Source organism: Mesorhizobium sp. Root102, from assembly GCF_001425625.1.
GTDB lineage: Bacteria > Pseudomonadota > Alphaproteobacteria > Rhizobiales > Rhizobiaceae > Mesorhizobium.
Genome location: NZ_LMCP01000002.1, coordinates 181,178 through 201,177 on the forward strand (window position 1 = coordinate 181,178; position 20,000 = coordinate 201,177).

Consider the following 20,000-nt stretch of genomic DNA (forward strand, 5'->3'; position numbering starts at 1 on the left):
ATCAATCGATTAGTCCAACCGGTTTCGCCCGGTTTTCGCCCATGTTAAGGGATCGATACGCGTTGCCGTCCGGCCGAGTGCAGCGTGATTGGATCGATTCATGTCCCTGCCGCCGCTTTCGCCCGAACAACTCGTCAAGCCGCGCCATTTCGAACTGCGCATGAGCCTGATCTTCGCGACGCTGTTCGTATCGCAAGGCACGCATCTGCCCTATTTTCCGCTCTGGCTGCAGGCGAAGGGCTTCGGCGCCGAACAGATCGCCGTGATCCTTGCCGCGCCGATGTTCTTGCGCGTCGTGACGACGCCTATGCTAACGGCATTTGCCGACCGGGCGAAGGACCGCGCCAACGTCTATATCGCGCTGGTCGCGGCAACGATGGCCATTTCGGCCGGCTATTTCCTGCCAGCGACTTACGCGATCGTGCTGGCCGTATCGCTGCTTTTGACGATCGTGTGGACACCGCATTCGCCAATGGCCGATTCGCTGGCGTTGTCTGGAGTGCGCCGCTTCGGCTCGAATTACACCGCTATGCGCAAATGGGGCTCGATCTCCTATCTCTGCGCCAATGTTGTGGGCGGTTTCATCCTGGCGGCGGCCGGAGCCAAAGCCGTGCCGATGATCATATTCGTGGCGCTTGCCGCAGCGCTTGTCGCAGCCCTGTTTGCGCCGCGCATGGGGCGGCCGCGCAAGGCCTCGCCGCTGTCGGCCGCAGAAATCCAGCATGCCGCGCCTAGCCTTTTCAATGCCTATTTCCTCTACTTCACCTTTGGTGTCGGCATCATCACCGCCAGCCACGCCTTCCTCTACGGCTTCGTCTCCATCTACTGGAAATCGATCGGTATCAGCGATTCCGTCGTCGGCCTGCTTTGGGCCTGGGGCGTGGTGTGCGAAGTCTGCATGTTTCTGTTTTTCAATCGCATTTTCGCCTCCGTATCCGTCGTCAAAGTGATGGTGATCGCCGGCATTGGTTCGATCGTGCGCTGGATCATCTTTCCACTGGTATGGCCGCTCGGTCTCGGCATCCCCGGCTTCTTCGCCGTGCAGTCGCTGCATTCGGTGTCTGTCGCAATGGTGCTGATCGGCCTGCAGAAGATGATCGCCGAGACTGTCTCCGAAGAGCGCACCGGCGCTGCGCAAGGCATCGCCTATTTCTTCAATGGCTTCTTCATGGCCGCTGTTACGCTTGCTTCCGGCCCGCTCTATGACCGTCTCGGCGTCGATGGGTTCCTTGTGATGATCCCGATCGCTATCGTCGGCCTCGTGCTGATCGGGCTTGCAGCGCGCTCAGCCCCACAGCGTCGTATCGGGCGGTGACACCAGCGATCCCTGGTAGACAAGGCCTGGCACCCGGTCGCGGGCCAGCAGCAGCGGACCGTCGAGGTCGACGAAATCGGCATCCTGTGCGAGTAACACCGCCGGCGCCATGGCCAGCGATGTGCCGACCATGCAGCCGACCATCACGCCGAATCCGAGCTCGCGGGCGCGATCGCGCAACACCAATGCGGCTGTCAGGCCGCCCGACTTGTCGAGCTTGATGTTGACGGCATCGTAGAGGCCGACAAGCGCTTCGAGGTTCTTTGCCTCGTGCACGCTTTCATCGGCGCAGATCGGCACGGGATGCGCGATATGGCGCAGGATCTCGTCATGACCGGCCGGCAGCGGCTGCTCGATCAGTGTGATGCCTTGTTCGGCGGCAAAGGCGAGGTTCGCAGCGATGTTGTCGTCGCTCCAACCCTCATTGGCGTCTAGGATGATGCGGCTGTCGGGCGCCGCTTGCCTGACCGCGCGGATGCGGGCGATATCGTTGTCGCCACCGATCTTGACTTTGAGCAGCGGCCGCGCCGCATTGGCGCGGGCCTGCGCCGCCATCGCCTCCGGTTCGCCGAGCGACAGCGTATAGGCCGTCTCAAGGGCCCTTAAGGGAACTGCATCTATCGCATCCGCCACCGGTCTTCCGCTGATCTTTGCCTCCAGGTCCCACAGGGCGCAGTCGATGGCGTTACGGGCCGCTCCGGCCGGCATGGCATCGAGCAGGCCGGTTCGGCTGATGCCGCCAGCGATCCGGCCGCGCATGGCCTCGATCGCCTCCCGGACGCCGTCCATGGTCTCGCCATAGCGCTTGTAGGGAACGCATTCGCCACGGCCGGTGTGGCCGCCCTCGCTGATCGTGCAGGCGATCACCTCGGCTTCGGTCTTGGAACCGCGCGAAATGGTGAAGGTTCCGGCGATGGGAAAACGCTCGGCCTCAACCGAAATGACACGCACCATATTTTTCTGCTCCGGCTATGCGACAAGCGTCGTCGGCAAATCGACAGGTCAGACCCGTCAGGCTAAACAGGACGCCATGTTGACCATCGGCAAGCGCGACGCAAGCGGCACGACCGCGGGGGAGGCTGACCACGAACCGCGCGTGGCGATCGGCGAGGAGGACGGCGTTCTCGGCTGCGCTTTCTCCGGAATCTGGACGACACGGACCGTCGCACTGATCGACGCGGAGATGCGCAAGATCGAGAAGCGAAGCGGTTTCAAGATCTTGGCGCTCGATCTTTCCAACATCGAGAAGATGGATACCGCCGGCGCCTGGCTGATCGACCGGCTGGTCAGCGCCTTCGAGAAGAAGGGCGTCAAGATCCAGATGCAGGGCCAGAGCGAGATCGCTTCGATCCTGCTCGACGCGGTGGGCGAGGCTGTTCGGCGCGAACCCGAATCCGGTCCAGCGCGGCCGCCCAACATCGTCATTCGCGCGCTGGAGGCGGTTGGCCGGCGCGTCTACGAGATGCGCGACGATTTCCTCGCCTCGATGAACATCCTCGGCGCCACCATCCGCGGTGCTCAGATGAAGCTCGGGCGCGGTCATGCCGTCAATCCTGCGGCGATCTTCAACCAGATCGATCGCATGGGCGTCGGCGCCATTCCGGTGGTGGTGCTGATGTCGGCGATCGTCGGCGCCATCGTTGCCCAGCAAGGCGCCTACCAGCTCAGCTATTTCGGGGCCGACATCTTCGTCGTCGACCTCGTCGGCGTGCTGATCCTGCGCGAGCTTGGCGTGCTGATGACGGCGATCATGATCGCCGGCCGCTCCGGCAGCGCGATCACCGCCGAGATCGGCTCGATGAAGATGCGCGAGGAGGTCGACGCACTGAAGGTCATCGGGCTCAACCCGATCGGCGTCCTGGTCTTTCCGCGGCTCGTGGCGCTGGTCATCGCCTTGCCGTGCTTGACCATCATCGCCAATTTCGCCGCACTCGGCGGTGGCATCCTGGCCGCGTGGCTCTATTCCGACATCCCGCCGGCTGCTTTCATCGACCGGTTACGCGTTGCCATCGACCTCAGCACGATCTTTTCCGGCCTGATCAAGGCGCCATTCATGGCGATGATCATCGGCACGATTGCCTCGGTCGAAGGCATGAAGGTCGGCGGCAGTGCCGAATCGCTCGGCCAGCACGTCACCGCCTCGGTGGTGAAGTCGATCTTCGTCGTCATCATCCTCGACGGGCTTTTCGCCATCTTCTACGCAGCGATCGAGTTCTGAGATGAACCTGCGAAGCCGGAAAAAGGTAAGTGCACTGGCGGACGACACGGGTGAGGGCGACATCGTGCTTTCCGCGCACGACATCAGCGTGTCCTTCGCCGACAAGCTTATCCTGGACAAGCTGTCGCTCGACATAAGGCGCGGCGAGATCCTTGGCTTTGTCGGCGCCTCGGGTGCCGGCAAGTCGGTTCTGCTGCGCACCATTCTCGGTCTGACGCGCAAGCAGTCGGGCACGATCAAGCTGTTCGGTGTCGATATCGAGAAAGCGAGCGATATGGAGCGGCTGCGCATCGACATGCGCCTTGGTGTGCTGTTCCAGCATGGCGCCCTGTTTTCGGCGCTGACGGTGCTGGAGAATGTCCAAGTGCCGATGCGCGAATATCTCGACCTGCCGCGAAAGCTGATGGACGAACTGGCATTGCTCAAGATCGAACTGGTCGGGCTGCCGCCCGATGCGGCGCAGAAATTCCCGTCCGAACTGTCCGGCGGCATGATCAAGCGCGCCGCACTGGCGCGGGCGCTCGCGCTCGACCCCGACATCGTCTTCCTCGACGAGCCGACGTCGGGCCTGGATCCGATCAGTGCGGCGGAATTCGACGAACTGGTGGTCAAGCTGCGCGACACGATGGATCTGACCGTCTACATGGTCACGCATGATCTCGACACGTTGTTCACGGCTTGCGACCGGGTGGCAGTGCTTGGCAACAAGAAGGTGCTGGTCGAAGGCACGATAGACGACATGCTGAAGAGCGAGGAACCGTGGGTAAAGTCCTATTTCCGCGGAAAACGCGCCCGGCAACTTGATCTTGCGGCGCGCGCATAGCCATAAGTGGGATAATGGAAACCAGAGCCAACTACGTCATTGTCGGCATTTTCACGCTGGCTGCGATCCTGGCGGCGTTTGCCTTCGTCTACTGGACGGCGGCGATCGGCGACAAGGGCGAGACGACGTTGCTGCGCGTGCGTATTCCGGGCTCGGCCTCCGGGCTTGGCCGCGGCAGTTTCGTGCTGTTCAACGGCGTTAAGGTCGGCGACGTCAAGCGCGTCTATATCGACGTCGACAATCCGACGGTTGCCATCGCTGACACCGAGATCGACCGCCTGACGCCGATCACCAAGTCGACGCAGGCCGATATCGGTCTCGCCGGCCTCACCGGACAGGCCAACATCGAGCTCAAGGGCGCCGACCCCAAGGAAGTAAAGCTCCTTGACCAGGCGGAAAAGGAAGGCAAGGTTGCCGAGATCGTCGCCAACCCGTCGGCGGTGACCAACCTTTTGCAGACAGCGCAGAACATCTTTACGCGCGCCGACAAGGTGCTGACCGAGCTCGAAGGCTTCACCAAGGACGTTCGCGGTCCGCTGACGCAGACCGTGCAGAATGTGCAGACCTTCTCGGATGCGCTGGCCAAGAATTCGGACGGCATCGACAAGTTCCTGTCCGCGGCCAGCACGCTGGCGGATGAGCTGAAAGGCGTTTCCGGCAAGCTCGATGGCACGCTGAAGGCAGCCGAAGGCCTTCTCAATGCCGTCGACAAGGACAAGATCAAGAGCATTGTCGCCAATGTCGATACGGTGACTGGGAACCTCAAGGAGACTTCGAAACAGCTCGACGGCGTGATCAAGAATGTGGATACCGCGGTTGGGTCCGTCAACGATTTCGCCAAGCAGACGCAAGGCACGCTGGCCAAGGTCGACGGCGTGCTCGACGGCATCGATCCGGCGCAGGTGCGCACGGCGCTCGCCAATATCCAGAAGGCCAGCAAAAACGCCGACAAGGCCGCCGCCGATATCGCAGAGGTGACCGGCAAGTTTGCCAACAGGGCCGACGACATCGACCAGACGATCAAGGATGCCAAGCAACTGGCGCAACGGCTCAACGACGCTTCGGTGCGTGTCGACGGCATCCTCGCCAGGGTCGACACCTTGCTCGGGTCGGGGCAGGCCGACGGCGTGATGGCCGATGCCAGGGCGACGCTGAAATCGTTCAAGCAGGTCGCCGACACGCTGAATTCGCGCCTTGGCGTCATCACCGACAATCTGGCGCGCTTCTCGGGCCAGGGGCTTTCGAATGTCGAGGCGCTGGTGCAGGACAGCCGCCGTTCGATCAGCCGCATCGAGGAGGCGGTGACCGATCTCAGCCGCAATCCGCAGCGCATCCTTTCGGGTGGCGATGGCGAGGTTCGGCAGTTCGATGGCAGGGCGCGGCGTTGACTTCGGCGTCGGCGCGCCCCAAGAACATGAGCCGCGAAAGCGGGTCGATCTTACGATCCGGGGACAACGGGGACCGCGCGTGAAGTCTGTGTGGGTGAAAACGGGCGGGTTGACATCGGCTGCGGCACTGCTTGCCCTGACGCTGGCCGGCTGCGCGGCGTTGGGCGGCAAGCCCGCGCCGCTCGATACGTTCGAGCTGTCGGCGCCTTCGGTCGACGCGCATGGCCACAGCCGCCGCCAGATCCTGATCGCGCAGCCGTCGGCGCTCAAGGCGCTGGACAGCCAGAACATCGTCATCAAGCCATCGGATCGCTCGATCCAGTATCTCAAGGGTGCGCAATGGGCCGACCGGCTGCCGCTGATCGTGCAGGCGCGGCTGGCCGAGACGTTCCAGCGTTCGGGCAGCTTTGCCGGTGTCGGCAAGCCGGGTGAGGGCCTGGCGATCGACTATCAGGTGATCGTCGAGATCCGATCCTTCGAGGTGCGCGTCGACGGCGGCGAGCATGCCGAGGTCGATCTGTTCGTGCGCATCCTCAACGACCGCAATGGCGAGGTGCGTGCTTCCAAGAGCTTCACCGCATCCGCGCTCGTTTCGGGCAGCGGCAATCCCGCCTATGTCAGCGCACTCGACAACGCGTTCGGCGATGCCGCCAAGCAGATCGTGGGCTGGACGGATTCGGTCATCTGATTTCCGTAAAGGCTTGATCGCACAGCACTTGTGACAGCGCTGATGCCCGAGGCACTGCGACGGGCGCCGCGCCGCAGACGTGCCAACAGCACAAATCGGTCGAAATGAAAAAGGCGGGAAATTTCCCGCCTTTTTGTTTGTTGCCCTATCGGCTGATCAATGCAGGCGGCCACTTGCATGGGCCAGCATGGTGTAGACTTTGCCGGTGTCCGAGGTCAGGTAGGTCTGCGCCATGATGTTGTCGCGGTCGTTGCGCGAGACATCCTTGAGCAGCTTCTCGAAATCGTCGCAGTAGCGGTCGACGGCGGCGCGGAACTCGGCTTCCGCCTGATACTTGCGGCGGATCTCGTCGAACGTCTGCTGGCCCTTCAGCGTGTAGAGCCGTCTTGTGAACACGTCACGCTCACCGCGCCGGTAGCGGTTCCACAACTCGATCGAAGCATCGTGGTCGATGGCCCGCGCGATATCGACAGAGAGCGAGTTCAGCGATTCCACGACATGCAGTGGCGAACGCTGCGCAGGTGCCGCGCGCGGCGCTTCAGCGGGCGCTGCGGGAGCTGCCGACCTCAGGTCCTCGTCGTTCGACGCCGCGGTCAGGAGATCACGCACCCAGCCGCCTTGCGGCGTGCGTGTATCACCACGCTGGCGCGGTGCCGCCTCGGCCGGACGCTCAAGGTCGAGCGTGCCGCGCAGTGCAGGGCCGCCCAATGGCGCCTGAGGCGTGCGCAGCTCCGGCTGCGGAGCCGGTGCGCGGCGCGCCGGCTCGGCAGCGCGTGCGGCCGGCGCTTGCGGCGCCGGACGCAGATTGCGTGGCTCGGACCCATCGCCGCCGCGGCCGGACTTGGCAACGATGTCCGAAAGCTCTTTCAAGGCGTTGATCTGCTCGGAAACGGCGCGGCGGATGGCCGAGGTCGATTCCTTGGCCTCTTCCGGCATCTCGATGACGCCCTTCTTGAGCTCGGCGCGGGTGAGATCAAGTTCGCTCTTGATCGAGCCCGCGGTGCGCCGCATCTCCTCGGTCGCATCGGCGAAGCGCTTGGTTGCCGAATCGACGACGTCGGTGATGGCGTTGCGGATCTTGTCGGCCGACTCCATCGTCTTGCCTTCGGCGTTCTGCAGCGTCTGGCCAACGAGATTTTCGAACGAGCGCATGACCCTTTCGAGATCTTCCGACTTCTTGACCAGGCCGACGGCGAGATCCTCGAGCGTCGACTGCCGTTCGAGCGTGTGTTCGAGGTTGCTCTGGGCCGAGCTCAACAAGTCCGAAGCGCTGGACAGCAGCCGGCTGTGTTCGTCGAACTTGGTGGCGATCGAGGCGACCTCACGCAAGGTGGACGACGATAGTTCCGTCAGCCTTGTCGTGTTCGAATCGACCAGTCGCGCCGAGCTGGCGAAGGTCTGCGCGGCCTTCTCCGTGGTGGCGGCGAAGCTTTGCGTGCTGCCGCTCAGGCGTTCATCGACCTGGCCGAGATTGACCGCGGCCTGCTCGATCAGCTGACCGAGCTGCGAGCTGGACTTGGTCATGCGGCCGATGAGGTCGGCGACGCTATCGGACAGCGACGAGCGGGCGCCTTCGACCGCCGACAAGGTCTCGGCGGTGCGGCTGGCAAGCGCGTCGACAAGTGCGGCATTTTGGCTGCGCAGCTTCTCGGTGGCGCGTTCGGTGACCTCTTCCATGCTCCTTTGCAGTTCCGAGCCGCCCTGGGCGAAGCGTTCGACCAAAGGCCGTGCGGTTTCGTCGAGGATCTTCGACATTTCGGCCGAACGCGCCGCGAGCATGGTGTTGAGTTCGCGGGTGTTGGCGCCGATCGTCTTGGCGGCATCGTTGGTGCTCTGGCCGATATGCTGGCCAACCGCGGTGAACGTCTCCGCGATCACATTGGCGCGCGAGACGAGTTGCGCCTCGGCATTCGACACCTGCTCGTTGAGCTTCTGGCCCATCGTCTCGGCCGTATGGGCGAGGCGGTTCTCAACGCCTGAGACCTGCTCTTCGACGCGGGCGGCCGCAGCCGCCGCGCTCGATGCGAGCCGCTCGTCAGCGCCGGTAAGCGCCTGCTCGATTTCGCGGGCATGCACGGCCATCTCCTGGCCGGTCCGCCTTGCGCGTTCGGCGACCCTTTGCTCGGTATCGGCAAAGGCGCCGACAATGGTCTCGGCATGCTCGCCGATCGTCGTGGTGCTGTTGGCGATGCGCGATACCAGACGCTGATCGGCATCATCGAAGATGCGGCCGATTTCCGAGGCACGGCTCGACAGTGCTTCCGAGCCTTCGGCGATGCGCGAGACCAGTTGCTGGTCGGCGGCATCGAAGATGCGGCCAAGGTCCGACGCGCGCGCGGCAAGCGCTTCGGCCGATTCGCCGATGCGCATGCCGAGCCGCTGGTCGGCGCCTTCGAAGTTGCGCAGGATGTCGCCGGCACGCGCGGCCAGCGACTGGGCCGTTTCGATGGCGCGGGCGACCAGCTTCTGGTCGGCGGCATCGAACGTGCCGGCAATCTCGCTTGCACGAGCTGCCAGATGGTCGGCGGTGTCCTGGGCCCGGGCGGTCAGCTGATCGGCGGTCTCCTGGGCGCGGGCGGCGAGCTTCTGGTCGGCCATGTCGAAGGCGCCGGCGATCTGGCTGGCACGGGCGGCCAGCTGATCCGCTGTTTCATGAGCGCGGGCCAGCAGCGAGCTGGATGTATCGTCAGCGCGGGCAAGCAAGGCGTTCGACGTATCTTCCGCACGGGCGTGCAGGCGACGGTCGGCGTCCTCGAACGTGCGGGCGATGTCTTCGGCCCGCGCCAGCAGGGCCGCAGAGGTCTGCTCGGCGCGCTCGGCGATCTTGCGGTCGGCGTCGCTGAACGCAGCGCCGGCCTGCTCATGCAGCGTGCTGGTGACTTCCAGCACCTTTTCGCGCAGGGCGCCGGCGACAAACACAGCGCTCTTCTCGAGCACGCCGCGGATGTTGTCGACACCTGTTGAAAGCGCACGCTCCATGGTGCCGGCGCGCTCCTCGATGATGCCGGTCTGACGGCTGAACGCCTGCTCGATCTTTTCGACATCCCCGGCGATTGCCGCGGAGATATCGGTGCTCCTGGCGGCGATCTGATCGATATGGCCCGACAGCGAGCGGTCGACGTCCCTGCGGGTCTCAGCGAGCTTGCCGAGATCCTCTTCCAGCGCGCGGGTCAGCATATTGCGACCTTCGGACAGCTTGCCGACATGTCCGGCAATGACGTCGTCGATCTCGCTGCGGCTTTCGGTGAGCTTCTGCAGATCAGCTTCCAGGGCGCGTTTGAGGATGTCGCGGCCCTCGGCCAGTTTCTCCACCTGACCGGCGACCAAACCGTCGATGCTGGAGCGGCTTTCGGCCAGCTTGGCCAGATCGGCTTCCAGCGCGCGCTTGAGAACGTCGCGGCCTTCGGCGAGCTTCTCGACCTGGCCGGCGACCAGACCGTCGATGCTGGAGCGGCTCTCGGCCAGCTTGGCGAGATCGTCCTCGAGTGCCTTCGACAGGGTCGAACGCTCCTGGACAAGCCTTTCCGCGTGGCTGTTGACAAGGCCGCCGACGTTCTCGAGGTCGGCCTCGAGTGACCTCGACAGTGTCGAACGATCCTGGGCGAGCCGTTCGGAATGGCTGTTGATCAGACCGCTGACGTTTTCGAGGTCGGCCTCAAGCGCTTTCGACAGCGTCGAACGATCCTGGACGAGCCTTTCGGAATGGCTGTTGACCAGGCCGTTGACGCTTTCGAGATCAGCCTCGAGCGCCCGGGCGAACTGTGCCCGGTCATCGACCAGTTTCTGCGACTGGTCGGCAATGGTCCCCTTGATCGCATTGAGGTCGGCTTCCAGAGCGCGCCGCAGGATGTCGCGGCCTTCCGCCAGCTTCTCGACCTGGCCGGCAACCAGCCCATCGATGCTGGAGCGGCTGTCGGCAAGCTTGGCGAGGTCGTCCTCAAGGGCCTTGGAAAGGGCGGAGCGATCCTGAACCAGCTTGTTCATGTGGTCGGCGATGACACTGTTCACATTCTGCAGGTCGGTTTCCAGCACCCGCGAAAGCTGCCCGCGATCCTCGGCCAGCTTTTCCGACTGGCTGGCGATGACACCCTTGATCGTGTTCAGATCGGATTCCAGCGCGCGCTTGAGAATATCGCGGCCTTCCGCCAGCTTCTCGACCTGACCGGCGACCAGACCGTCGATGCTCGAACGGCTTTCGGCCAGCTTGGCAAGGTCGGCTTCAAGGGTCTGCGACAGCAGGCTGCGGTCCTCGGCCAGCCGTCCCGAATGGCTTTCGATCAGGCCGCGTATGCCGGACAGATCGTTGTCGAGCGAATGGGAAAGCTGCGTGCGGTCCTCCGCCAGTTTGGCGGAATGGGTTTCAATGAGGCTCTTGATGCCGATTATGTCGTTTTCCAACGCCTTGGCGAGCACGGCGCGGCCCTCGGCGATCTTTTCCACCTGACCGGCGACGAGACCGTCGATGCTGGCCCGGCTGTCGGACAGTTTGCCGAGATCTGCTTCCAAAGCGCGCGACAGGATGTTGCGGCCCTCGGCGAGCTTCCCGACGTGCCCGGCAACCATTTCGTCAATGATCGTACGAGCTTGCACCAGTTTTCCGGAGTCTTCGTTCAAGGCAGTGGAGAGCCTGTTGCGGCCCTCTTCCAGCCTTTCGAGATGGCTGCCGAGCGACGCATCTATGGCTGCCCGCGATTCATTGACCTTGCGCAGGTCCTCTTCGAGAGCGCGCGAGATCAGGCTACGGCCTTCGGCCAGCTTCTGCACCTGGTTGGTCACCGCCGCATCGATGCCGGCGCTGCCCTCGGCGAACTTCGCCAGGTCGGCCTGCATCGCCTCGGCCATGCGCTCGCGGCTTTCGGACAGCTTCCTGCTGTGGTTCTCGACGGCTTCCTCGATGCCGACGCGGGCGTCGGCGAGCCGCTGGATGTCGCTGTCGAACGAACGCGACACGACGTGACGGGCAGCTTCCATGCGCCCGGCGAAGTCGCTGGCGCGGGCTTCGAGCATGGAGGAGGTCGAGGTGACGATGTCGGCCATGTCGGCGCCGATCTGGGTCTTGCCCTGATCGATCATCGCCGACAGGGTATCCTTGCTCTCGGCAAAGGTATGGGCGATTTCGCGGGCGCGCTCGACCAGCGTCTCGTTGATCTGGCGGGCGCGGGCCTCGAGTGCCGCATTGAGCTTCTGCGTTCCGGTGTCCAGCGCCTCGGCGCGGGTCTGGAATTCGCTGATCAGCGCCTGGCCGCGTTCGGCGAGTGTCCGCTCGATGCCGTTGAGGCTGGCCTCGAATTCGGAATTGAGGGTGCGCGCGGCACCGCCAAGCAGCGACACCATGCCTGTGGTGCGATCGTCGAGCAGATCGGTCAACGACCGCGTCAGGCCATCCGTGGTGTCCGTCAGCTTGGCAATGCGGGTGTCGAGAAGGCTGGCGAAGGCCTCGCCCGAGGTCGACAGACGGTCGGTGATCGAATCGAGCCGGCCTTCGACCGAATCGAAGATCGACATCGAGCTTTCGTTGATGCGGTCGATCAGCGTGTCGCCGGAATTGGTGATCGTCATCGACAATTTGGTCGATGCATTGAGGATCGAGTCACGGATGATGTCGGAGGCGGCGCCGATCTCGTCCTTCAGTGTCTCGTGCGCACCGGTGATCGAGGCGCGGACGCGCTCGGCATGGGTGACGACGGCTTCGCGCTCGCTGCCGAGTCCGTCGACGAGCGAACGGATACGGGATTCATTCTCGGAATAGGAGCGTTCGATCTGGTTGACTTCGCTGTGGACCAGCGTTTCCAGCTCGACGGCGCGGGCAAGCGTGCGTTCAATGCCTTCGCCCATGGCCGCGACCTCGCGACGAACAGCCTGGCCGATCATCATGACGCGATCCTGGGCAAGGTTTTCCGGCTCGGTCAGGCGAAAGGCCACTTCGGTCATCGACTGGGCGGCGATGCGCATTTCCTGGGCGCGGCGAATCATTGCCGCGAAGGCCCAAAACAGGATGACGGGCACGATCGCCGCGACGGCGAGGCCGATCAGCTCCGGACGGGCAAGGAACTGGTCGAGCGTACGGATTCTCCAGATGCTCGGTCCGAAAAGGAGGTTGGCCAAGCCGCCGGCGCCGGCGAACCAGGCGAGCGAAACGAAGGCAACCACCCAGTAAATGGTGTTCGAGGCACGCCTGTTGAGGGTGTGCAGAAGCGTCTTGTAGTCCTTCTGGCGATCGTCATTGGCCGGCGCGAAACCCGCGGGCTGGGCGCCATTGCGTGATTCCACGGGGCGCAACTCGGCAGGCTTGGCCTTTGGCGCGGGTTTTGCGGCCTGGTTCTGATTGACCACGGGCTCTGGCTTCTGATTGCGTCCCTCGCGCGCCAGCTCATCGGCGGCCTGGGATATCTGCGCTTCCAGATCCTCCATCGAAGCCGCGATGTCGAGGTCGCCGCTGCCGACATCATTGCTGAGGTCGAGATCGAGCGCCTTTTCCAGTTCCCTGGCTACATCGCTGTCGAGAGTTCTCGTCGTCGTTGGTTTCTTTGCCATGCCTTCGCTACCCTGTACTAGCTGCCGCGGGCTTATAATTTTGTTTGTCGTACCACGCGCAGGAGGCTGAAAATGGACCCCTCGTATCGTAATGACACAGGGGGGTAAAGAAAACATGCATTCCGCGAGATACGTAAAACTTTAAATATAGGGTTAACGCAACCGTGATTTGGGCGCCGTTTTGGCAACATTTTTCCGGGCCATTCATTAACCCGTTGTCCATTGGATTCGCCTAGGCTTTTTGGGCGATCGAAGAAACGGAGTTCGAGTTCATGCGTGGCGAAAGCGGCATTGCCTTCTCAATGCCCGGAGGCGACGTATCCGGACCTAGGCGGTCACGGCCGGTCGATTTGGCACACCTTGCCCGCCAGACCATGGGCGACCGCAGCCTCGAGCAAGAGGTGCTGGCGCTGTTTGTACAACAGGCGCTGTCGGTGCGCGACAAAATACTGGATGCCGACATCAAGGACCGGCTTCTGCTGGCGCATGGGCTGAAGGGTTCGGCACGGGGTGTCGGTGCCTTTGCCATCGCCGATTGCGCCATCGAGATCGAGCACCGGCCGGAAGACAACCAGACGCTCAGGCGGCTCGGCACGCTGATCGACGAAGTGCGCGATTTCATCGCCGCCATCAGTCGCTGAATCCCACGCCAAACCCGGTTTGCGGAAATACGTCACGGAGCGACGCTTTCGCGCGGCAGTTGACTTGCTCGCCGGAGTGATTATCTCGGCTGAGACTCCCTTCAGGTGACAAATGACCAAGCTGACTTTCATCGCCCATGACGGCACACATTTCGACATGGACGCCGAGAACGGCTCGACGGTGATGGAGAACGCGATTCGCAACGCCGTGCCCGGGATTGAGGCGGAATGCGGCGGTGCCTGCGCCTGTGCTACCTGTCACGTCTATGTCGACGAAGCATGGACGGCTGAAGTCGGCGAGCCGGAAGCGATGGAAGAAGACATGCTGGACTTCGCCTACGACGTCCAGCCGAACTCACGGCTGTCGTGCCAGATCAAGGTGCGCGACGCGCTGGACGGTCTCATTGTGCGGGTGCCCGCCCGCCAGGGCTGAGACACCGGTTTTTTGCCGGCTGCTGCTTGGCAGCGGCGGATCGCTCATGCAGTGTCTCGACAACACACTACAGCGCCCGCGCGTCCGCTGGGCGCACAAGGACGCTGTAGTGGTTCTATTTGGCGCATGATCCTTTCCGAAAATCGATTGCGATTTTCGGGGTCATGCACAGCGAGGCATGGCATGACCGGCACCATCACCACAGACGTCCTCATTGTAGGGGCAGGGCCAGTCGGCCTTTTCGCGGTGTTCGAACTCGGCCTGTTCGACATGAAGTGCCACCTGATCGACATCCTCGACCGGCCGGGCGGCCAATGCGCGGAACTCTATCCGGAAAAGCCGATCTACGACATTCCCGGCTGGCCTTCGATCTCGGCGCAGGGGCTGGTCGACAAACTGCTTGAGCAGATCGCGCCATTCAAGCCTGATTTCACCTACAACCGAATGGTTTCCAGTCTGGAAAAGCTGGAGGACGGCAGTTTTCGCGTCACCACCGACGAGAACGAGGTGTTCGAGGCCAAGGTGGTGGTAATTGCCGCCGGCGGCGGCTCGTTCCAGCCCAAGCGTCCGCCGATTCCGGGCATCGAGCCCTATGAAGGCAAGAGCGTCTTCTATTCGGTGCGCCGGATGGAGGATTTTCGCGACCACGACCTCGTCATTGTCGGAGGCGGCGACTCGTCGCTCGACTGGACACTCAACCTGCAGCCGGTGGCAAAGAGCGTGACGCTGGTGCACCGGCGGCCCGAGTTCCGTGCCGCCCCCGACAGCGTCAACAAGATGTATGCGATGCAGGAGATGAAGCAGCTGAAGTTCCAGGTCGGGCAGGTGACCGGATTGACCGGCGCCGACGGCCAGCTGTCATCGGCCAGCATCAAGGGGCCGGATGGTGATGTCGAGGTGCCCTGCACGCGCATGCTTCCGTTCTTCGGACTGACCATGAAGCTCGGCCCGATCGCGGAATGGGGCCTCAATCTTCACGAAAACCTCATTCCGGTGGATACCGAGAAGTTCCAGACATCGGTGCCCGGCATCTTCGCCGTCGGCGACATCAACTGGTATCCGGGCAAGCTGAAGCTGATCCTGTCGGGCTTCCACGAGGTGGCGCTGATGGCCCAGGCCGCCAAGCGCATCATCAGCCCCGGCGAACGTATCGTCTTCCAGTACACGACCTCGTCGACCAGCCTGCAGAAGAAGCTCGGCGTGGTGGAAGCTTCCTGAGGCGCGTCGCTTTGCATCGAATTCAGTCGACGCGTTTTACGTCTTTTGTCAGTCGGCCAACACTGGAGCTTCTGGACGGCCGCGCAGCGGCTTTTCCGGCATCATCACGAGCGCGACGAGCGCCATGACCAGCATCGCGGCCGCGGCAAAGAAGATCATCGCGAATGCCAGTGCCTCGACGGTGGTGCTGGTCGCCTGGGTGCCTTCTCCGGCAAGCGGCAGGCCGTAGCCGAGCGCGACCGCACCAAGGATGGCGACGCCAAGCGCGCTGCCCAAAGAGCGAAGGAAGGTCAATACGCCGGTGGCGACGCCCAGATGGGCCTGATCGACGGCATTCTGAACCGACACGGTGGCAACCGGAAATGTCGTGCCGCTGCCCAGGCCGATGCAGGTCGTCAGAATCTCGACGATCAGCAGCGAAGCATGTCCCGCCACAAGGCTGAGTATGCCGAGGCACAGGATGGCGAAGGTCACCCCTATCATCGCGATCCGCTTGTAGTGAACGAACCGGGAAATCGTGCGGCCGCTGAATGTCGCGCCCGCAACGGTACCGAGCATGAGCCCAAGCATGGCGGTTCCCGATTCACTGGCCGAAAGCCCGAGGATGGACTGCAAGTAGACCGGCAGGTAGACCGCGAGCCCGATATTGGCGGCCTGCAGCAGGAACAATGACAACGTGCCGGCAAGGACGATCGGGTTGCCAAGCACTTCGAGCGAGATCAGCGGTTCGGCCGCGCGCAGCAGCCGCAACGCAAAGGCGCTCCAGATGACCGCTGAACAGGCGAGCAGCCCGAAGATTTCGCGTGACAGCCATGGATATTCGCTGCCACCCCAGTTCAACGCCAGCAACAGCAAGGCGGTGGCCGCGACGAGCAGCAACGCACCGAGGCCGTCGATGCGATGGTGTTTTGCAGCGATCGGCAGCTTTCTCAGCGGCTTGTTGATGATGGCCATGGCGAAGAGACCAAGCGGAATGTTGATCCAGAAGATCAGCGACCAGTGGAGATGCTCGGCGAAGGTGCCGCCCAAAAGCGGGCCTGCGATGCTGGCGACCGCCCAGGTTCCCGCGATCCAGGCCGAGTAGCGCGCGCGCTCGCGCGGCGGCACGAGGTCACCGATCACGGTCTGTGCCAGCGCAAACAGGCCGCCGCCACCGGCGCCCTGAATCGCGCGGCCGACGATCAGGATCAGCATGTTAGGCGCCATGGCGCTAACCAGGGAACCGGCAAGGAAGATGAGAATTGCGGCGTAAATCGTTGGCCGGCGACCATAAACGTCCGATATCTTGCCATAGAGCGGCGCCATCGCGGTGGCGGTCAACAGGTAGCCGGTCACGATCCAGGGCAGATATTCAGCATGGCCGAGCAGGCGAGCCATGGTCGGCATCGCTGGCGCGACGATGGTCTGGTCAAGCGCGGCCAGGAGCATTGACAAGAGTACGCCACCGATGATGGCGTTCTTTTCGCTTTCGCTGAGAGGCGCGTCGGTCTTCACCACGGTCTGACTATCGACAGCCTGGTCCATGATCGTTCATCCGTAAGCTTGCGATTTGACCGGCGCTGTTCAGCCGTTCCGGTCCTTTGACCGTCTTGATCGCATTGGCGTTTTGAACTCGCGCTGGCGAGCCTGATATATGTCGTCCCATATAGGCCGATTTCGACAGGGGCTCGAAAGTTTTTCAAAGCTGGCACTACGCTTCGGCGAATTTGGCTTCGTCAGTTCGAGTGCGTTCAGGCCGGTGGCCGTTGGCCGCTGCCGATGCGCTCCATCCGGTAGCGCAGCAGCCTCAGGATGCGGCTTTCGAAATTGGCGCTTTCGACACGGTCGAACTGGATCTGGGCCCGGTCGTGCTTGGCAAGAACGGCCGCGGTGATTGCGGCGGCTTTGGCTTTGGCGGCGTCGCAGTTTTTTTGCGGGTAGGTGGCCTTCAGGGCCTTCTCGAGTTCGCCGCCATGGTTCTTGGCGATCTCGACATGGCGCTCCTCATGGCGCTTGATGTCGGCGGACAGCGTATCCCAGAACAACTTGACATCGGCATCGGCCTTGCGCGGGCGGCGCCACTCGGGAAGGATCACCTTCACCTTGACGGTCACCACAGCGTCGGCGATCCGGCAGGAGTTCGATGTCTGCGCATAGCTGATACGGGTGGTGAAGGCCATCTGGGTGGCGCCCGGGTGTCGCGCGCCCGTGCTTTTCACCTCCGGTCCGCGTTTGGAAAGCTGTGCCTCGATGTCTTCCAGCGTACTGCCGCCAATAGCGAAGTAGCTGTACGTCTTGACGAGATTGGCCGCACCCGCCGGGAGCGGGGTCACGGCGAGCAGCAGCGCGCAAGCCAAGGATTGTTTCATGCCAGGCATGGATCGTTTCATCATGTTGCCTCTTCGACCACCTTGCGTTACGGCCGTTGCCGGCGCAACGGAATTGATCCGCCAGGGATCACACATGGTGACGAGCAATGACGGCTAGGCGATGGCAGTTGGCGCATGGACGCCATCTCGACCTTGGCGGCAAGGCCGTGGTTGTCGGCATCCTCAATGTCACGCCCGACAGCTTTTCCGACGGCGGCCTGTTCGACGCCGCCGAAAAAGCGCTGGTCCAGGCACGGCGCATGATCGGGGAAGGGGCGCTGGCCGTCGATGTCGGCGGAGAATCGACCCGCCCAGGTGCTGCCGCGGTGTCGGCCAGCCAGGAACAGGCCCGCATCCTGCCGGTGATCGAAGCGCTGGCGAGCACCAAGGAGGTGCTGATTTCGGTCGACACCTATCGCGCCGACACCGCCCGGCTTGCGGTTGCCGCCGGCGCGCATATCGTCAACGATGTCTGGGGCTTGCAGCGCGAACCCGACATTGCGCGTGTCGCGGCCGATACCGGCGCCGGGCTTGTCATCATGCATACGGGGCGAGATCGCCAGAAGCTGCCGGACGTGATTGCCGATCAGCTGGCGTTCCTGCGGAAATCGCTCGAAATCGCCCACCAGAACGGCGTTGCCGACGATCATATCGTGCTCGATCCCGGATTCGGCTTCGCCAAGGAGACGGCGGAGGAAAATCTCGACCTGATGGCGCGCTTTTCGGAGCTGCATACGCTCGGCTTGCCGCTGATGGCTGGAACGTCTCGAAAACGCTTCATCGGCACGGTCACGGGTCGCGATGCGGCCGACAGAGGTGTTGGAACAGCGGCGACCAGCGTCATCTTGCGGCTCAAGGGCGCCGATCTGTTTCGCGTCCACGATGTCGCATTCAACGTGGACGCATTGGCACTCGCGGATGCTATGCTGGCACGTCAAACCGACCGGGCGAGAAACTGAGCGATGTATGTCATCCGTATGAAGAACTGCGCTTTCTTTGCCCGGCATGGCGTGCTGGACGAGGAGGAGAGGCTCGGCCAGCGCTTCTACGTCGATGCCGCTCTCACCGTTGATCCCGGCCGGGCGCTTGTCGAGGATTCCATCGAGGATACCGTCAACTACGGCATTGCGTTCACGGTGATCGAAAAGATCATCACCGGGCAGCGCCGTTTTCTGATCGAGTCCCTGGCGCTCGAAGTGGCCCGGGCGCTAACCGCGCGTTTTCCGCAGATCAAGAAAGCCGAGATCACGGTGCGCAAGCCGAATGCCCCGGTGCCCGGCGTGCTCGATTACGTCGAGGTGACCGTTGTCTGGCCCGAATAGCACGGTCTATCTCAGCCTTGGCGGCAATCTTGGCGACCCGGCGAAATCGATGGGTGCGGCGCTGCGCATGCTGGATGCCGACGCTCATACGCGTATCACCGGCGTCTCTTCGCTCTATCGTACGCCGCCCTGGGGCAAGCTCGATCAGCCTGACTTTCTCAACGCGGCTGCGGCAATCTCCACCGGACTTGCACCGCGCGCCTTGCTCGACCTCTGCCTCGATGCCGAACGCAAGCTGAAGCGGGTGCGCGAGGAGCGCTGGGGGCCGCGACTGATCGACATCGACATTCTGGTGTTCGGCGACCGCGTCATTCACGAGACCGGGCTGGAGGTGCCGCATCCGCGCATGCTGGAGCGCGCCTTCGTGCTGGCGCCGCTGGCCGAGATCGCGCCCGACCTGGTTGTCGGTGGCCGCAGCATCACGGACCGGCTGGTCTCCGTCGACACGTCCGGCATCGAGCGCTTGTCGTCCGGCCGGGACTGGTGGCTGGCCTGATTTCTGGATGAGGCGGCAGCCGAACTTCAGCCCGAGAATCCGCCGCCTTCCAGGAACGTTTGCTCCTGCGGCGTGGTTTCGCGGCCAAGCATTTTGTTTCGGTGCGGAAAACGACCGAAATTCTGAATGATATCACGATGTTCGACAGCATACTTGAGATAGGGTTCGGCCCTGGCCCGCGTCAGCTCGACCGAAATGTCCTGGTCGGCGAGCAGTTCGGAATGCTCGTATGGCAGGTAGAGGAAGACGCGGATTTCTTCCTCGAGCGCCAGATCATGGCCGGCCGCGATCGCCTTGGCGGCAAAATATCTAGCGAGCGGGTCGGTCGCGTACATGTGGCCGGTGCCGCGAAAGCAGTTGCGCGGGAACTGGTCGAGCAGGATCATCAGCGCCAGCGCACCTTCGGCATGCTCCAGCCAGCCGTCGCATTCACGCCGCGCAGCGGCGTAGTGCAGATCGAGAAAGCGCTCGCGGAAGTCGGCATCGAATGCCTCGTTCTTCTCGAACCAGGCATCCTCGCCGGCATCGCGCCAGAATTTGGTGACCGACAGGGCTCTGCTGTCCAATTCCATGCCT

General features: G+C 63.0%; 16 protein-coding genes. 11 read left to right on the plus strand and 5 right to left on the minus strand.

Annotated features, from left to right (window positions below; genetic code table 11):
• Positions 1–100 precede the first annotated feature (100 nt).
• Positions 101–1,315: an MFS transporter gene (locus ASD12_RS04270; protein ID WP_056582236.1), complete on the plus strand. Its 1,215-nt coding sequence runs from the start codon at positions 101–103 to the stop codon at positions 1,313–1,315.
• Here ASD12_RS04270 and dgcA read toward each other — a convergent pair.
• A complete protein-coding gene (dgcA, locus tag ASD12_RS04275; RefSeq protein ID WP_056582238.1) occupies positions 1,286–2,269 on the minus strand; it encodes an N-acetyl-D-Glu racemase DgcA in 984 nt (327 codons plus the stop codon). The two genes, ASD12_RS04270 and dgcA, sit on opposite strands and share 30 nt — an antisense overlap.
• Positions 2,270–2,345: 76 nt before the next feature.
• Here dgcA and ASD12_RS04280 point away from each other — a divergent pair, with 76 nt between their 5' ends.
• From ASD12_RS04280 to ASD12_RS04295, 4 genes are read left to right on the plus strand one after another with little or no spacing between them, the layout of a single operon-like run.
• Positions 2,346–3,533 (plus strand): ABC transporter permease, encoded by a 1,188-nt coding sequence (locus ASD12_RS04280; protein ID WP_056582240.1) that lies wholly within the window; start codon positions 2,346–2,348, stop codon positions 3,531–3,533.
• 1 nt (position 3,534) lies between these two features.
• A complete protein-coding gene (locus ASD12_RS04285; RefSeq protein WP_056582241.1) occupies positions 3,535–4,356 on the plus strand; it encodes an ABC transporter ATP-binding protein in 822 nt (273 codons plus the stop codon).
• A 14-nt stretch (positions 4,357–4,370) separates the two neighbouring features.
• Entirely contained in the window at positions 4,371–5,744 is a 1,374-nt protein-coding gene (locus ASD12_RS04290; RefSeq protein ID WP_056582243.1) for an MlaD family protein, read from the plus strand.
• A complete protein-coding gene (locus ASD12_RS04295) occupies positions 5,725–6,432 on the plus strand; it encodes an ABC-type transport auxiliary lipoprotein family protein (RefSeq protein WP_056582245.1) in 708 nt (235 codons plus the stop codon). The genes ASD12_RS04290 and ASD12_RS04295 overlap by 20 nt, the downstream gene beginning before the upstream one ends.
• Before the next feature lie 156 nt (positions 6,433–6,588).
• Here ASD12_RS04295 and ASD12_RS04300 read toward each other — a convergent pair whose 3' ends face one another.
• Positions 6,589–12,966, minus strand: a complete 6,378-nt coding sequence (locus ASD12_RS04300; protein ID WP_056582247.1) for a kinesin — start codon at positions 12,964–12,966, stop codon at positions 6,589–6,591.
• Positions 12,967–13,238: 272 nt separating this feature from the next.
• Between ASD12_RS04300 and ASD12_RS04305 the strand changes: the two genes are divergently transcribed.
• From ASD12_RS04305 to ASD12_RS04315, 3 genes are all read left to right on the plus strand, one after another.
• Positions 13,239–13,607, plus strand: coding sequence for an Hpt domain-containing protein (locus tag ASD12_RS04305; protein WP_056582249.1), 369 nt, complete (start codon positions 13,239–13,241; stop codon positions 13,605–13,607).
• Between the two features lie 112 nt (positions 13,608–13,719).
• Positions 13,720–14,040, plus strand: a complete 321-nt coding sequence (locus tag ASD12_RS04310; protein WP_056582251.1) for a 2Fe-2S iron-sulfur cluster-binding protein — start codon at positions 13,720–13,722, stop codon at positions 14,038–14,040.
• A gap of 183 nt (positions 14,041–14,223) precedes the next feature.
• Positions 14,224–15,258, plus strand: a complete 1,035-nt coding sequence (locus ASD12_RS04315; RefSeq protein ID WP_056582253.1) for an NAD(P)/FAD-dependent oxidoreductase — start codon at positions 14,224–14,226, stop codon at positions 15,256–15,258.
• A gap of 48 nt (positions 15,259–15,306) precedes the next feature.
• On the opposite strand, the gene ASD12_RS04320 is transcribed toward ASD12_RS04315, so the two are convergent.
• Together ASD12_RS04320 and ASD12_RS04325 are read right to left on the minus strand one after the other, a co-directional pair.
• The gene (locus ASD12_RS04320; protein ID WP_056582256.1) at positions 15,307–16,782 is read right to left on the minus strand and encodes an MDR family MFS transporter; all 1,476 of its coding nucleotides are present in this window, start codon (positions 16,780–16,782) and stop codon (positions 15,307–15,309) included.
• 206 nt (positions 16,783–16,988) lie between these two features.
• Complete coding sequence (locus ASD12_RS04325; RefSeq protein ID WP_056582404.1) at positions 16,989–17,606, minus strand: DUF922 domain-containing protein; 618 nt, start codon at positions 17,604–17,606, stop codon at positions 16,989–16,991.
• A 107-nt stretch (positions 17,607–17,713) separates the two neighbouring features.
• Here ASD12_RS04325 and folP point away from each other — a divergent pair, with 107 nt between their 5' ends.
• From folP to folK, 3 genes are read left to right on the plus strand one after another with little or no spacing between them, the layout of a single operon-like run.
• The gene (gene folP, locus ASD12_RS04330) at positions 17,714–18,565 is read left to right on the plus strand and encodes a dihydropteroate synthase (RefSeq protein WP_056582259.1); all 852 of its coding nucleotides are present in this window, start codon (positions 17,714–17,716) and stop codon (positions 18,563–18,565) included.
• 3 nt (positions 18,566–18,568) lie between these two features.
• Positions 18,569–18,928 carry a dihydroneopterin aldolase gene (gene folB, locus ASD12_RS04335; protein WP_056582260.1) on the plus strand — a complete coding sequence of 120 codons (360 nt, stop codon included), beginning with the start codon at positions 18,569–18,571 and terminating at the stop codon, positions 18,926–18,928.
• Positions 18,912–19,424, plus strand: a complete 513-nt coding sequence (gene folK / locus ASD12_RS04340; protein WP_056582261.1) for a 2-amino-4-hydroxy-6-hydroxymethyldihydropteridine diphosphokinase — start codon at positions 18,912–18,914, stop codon at positions 19,422–19,424. Before folB ends, folK begins: the two co-directional genes overlap by 17 nt.
• Positions 19,425–19,450: 26 nt before the next feature.
• Here folK and ASD12_RS04345 read toward each other — a convergent pair whose 3' ends face one another.
• Entirely contained in the window at positions 19,451–19,996 is a 546-nt protein-coding gene (locus tag ASD12_RS04345; protein WP_056582262.1) for a DUF924 family protein, read from the minus strand.
• Positions 19,997–20,000 lie beyond the last annotated feature (4 nt).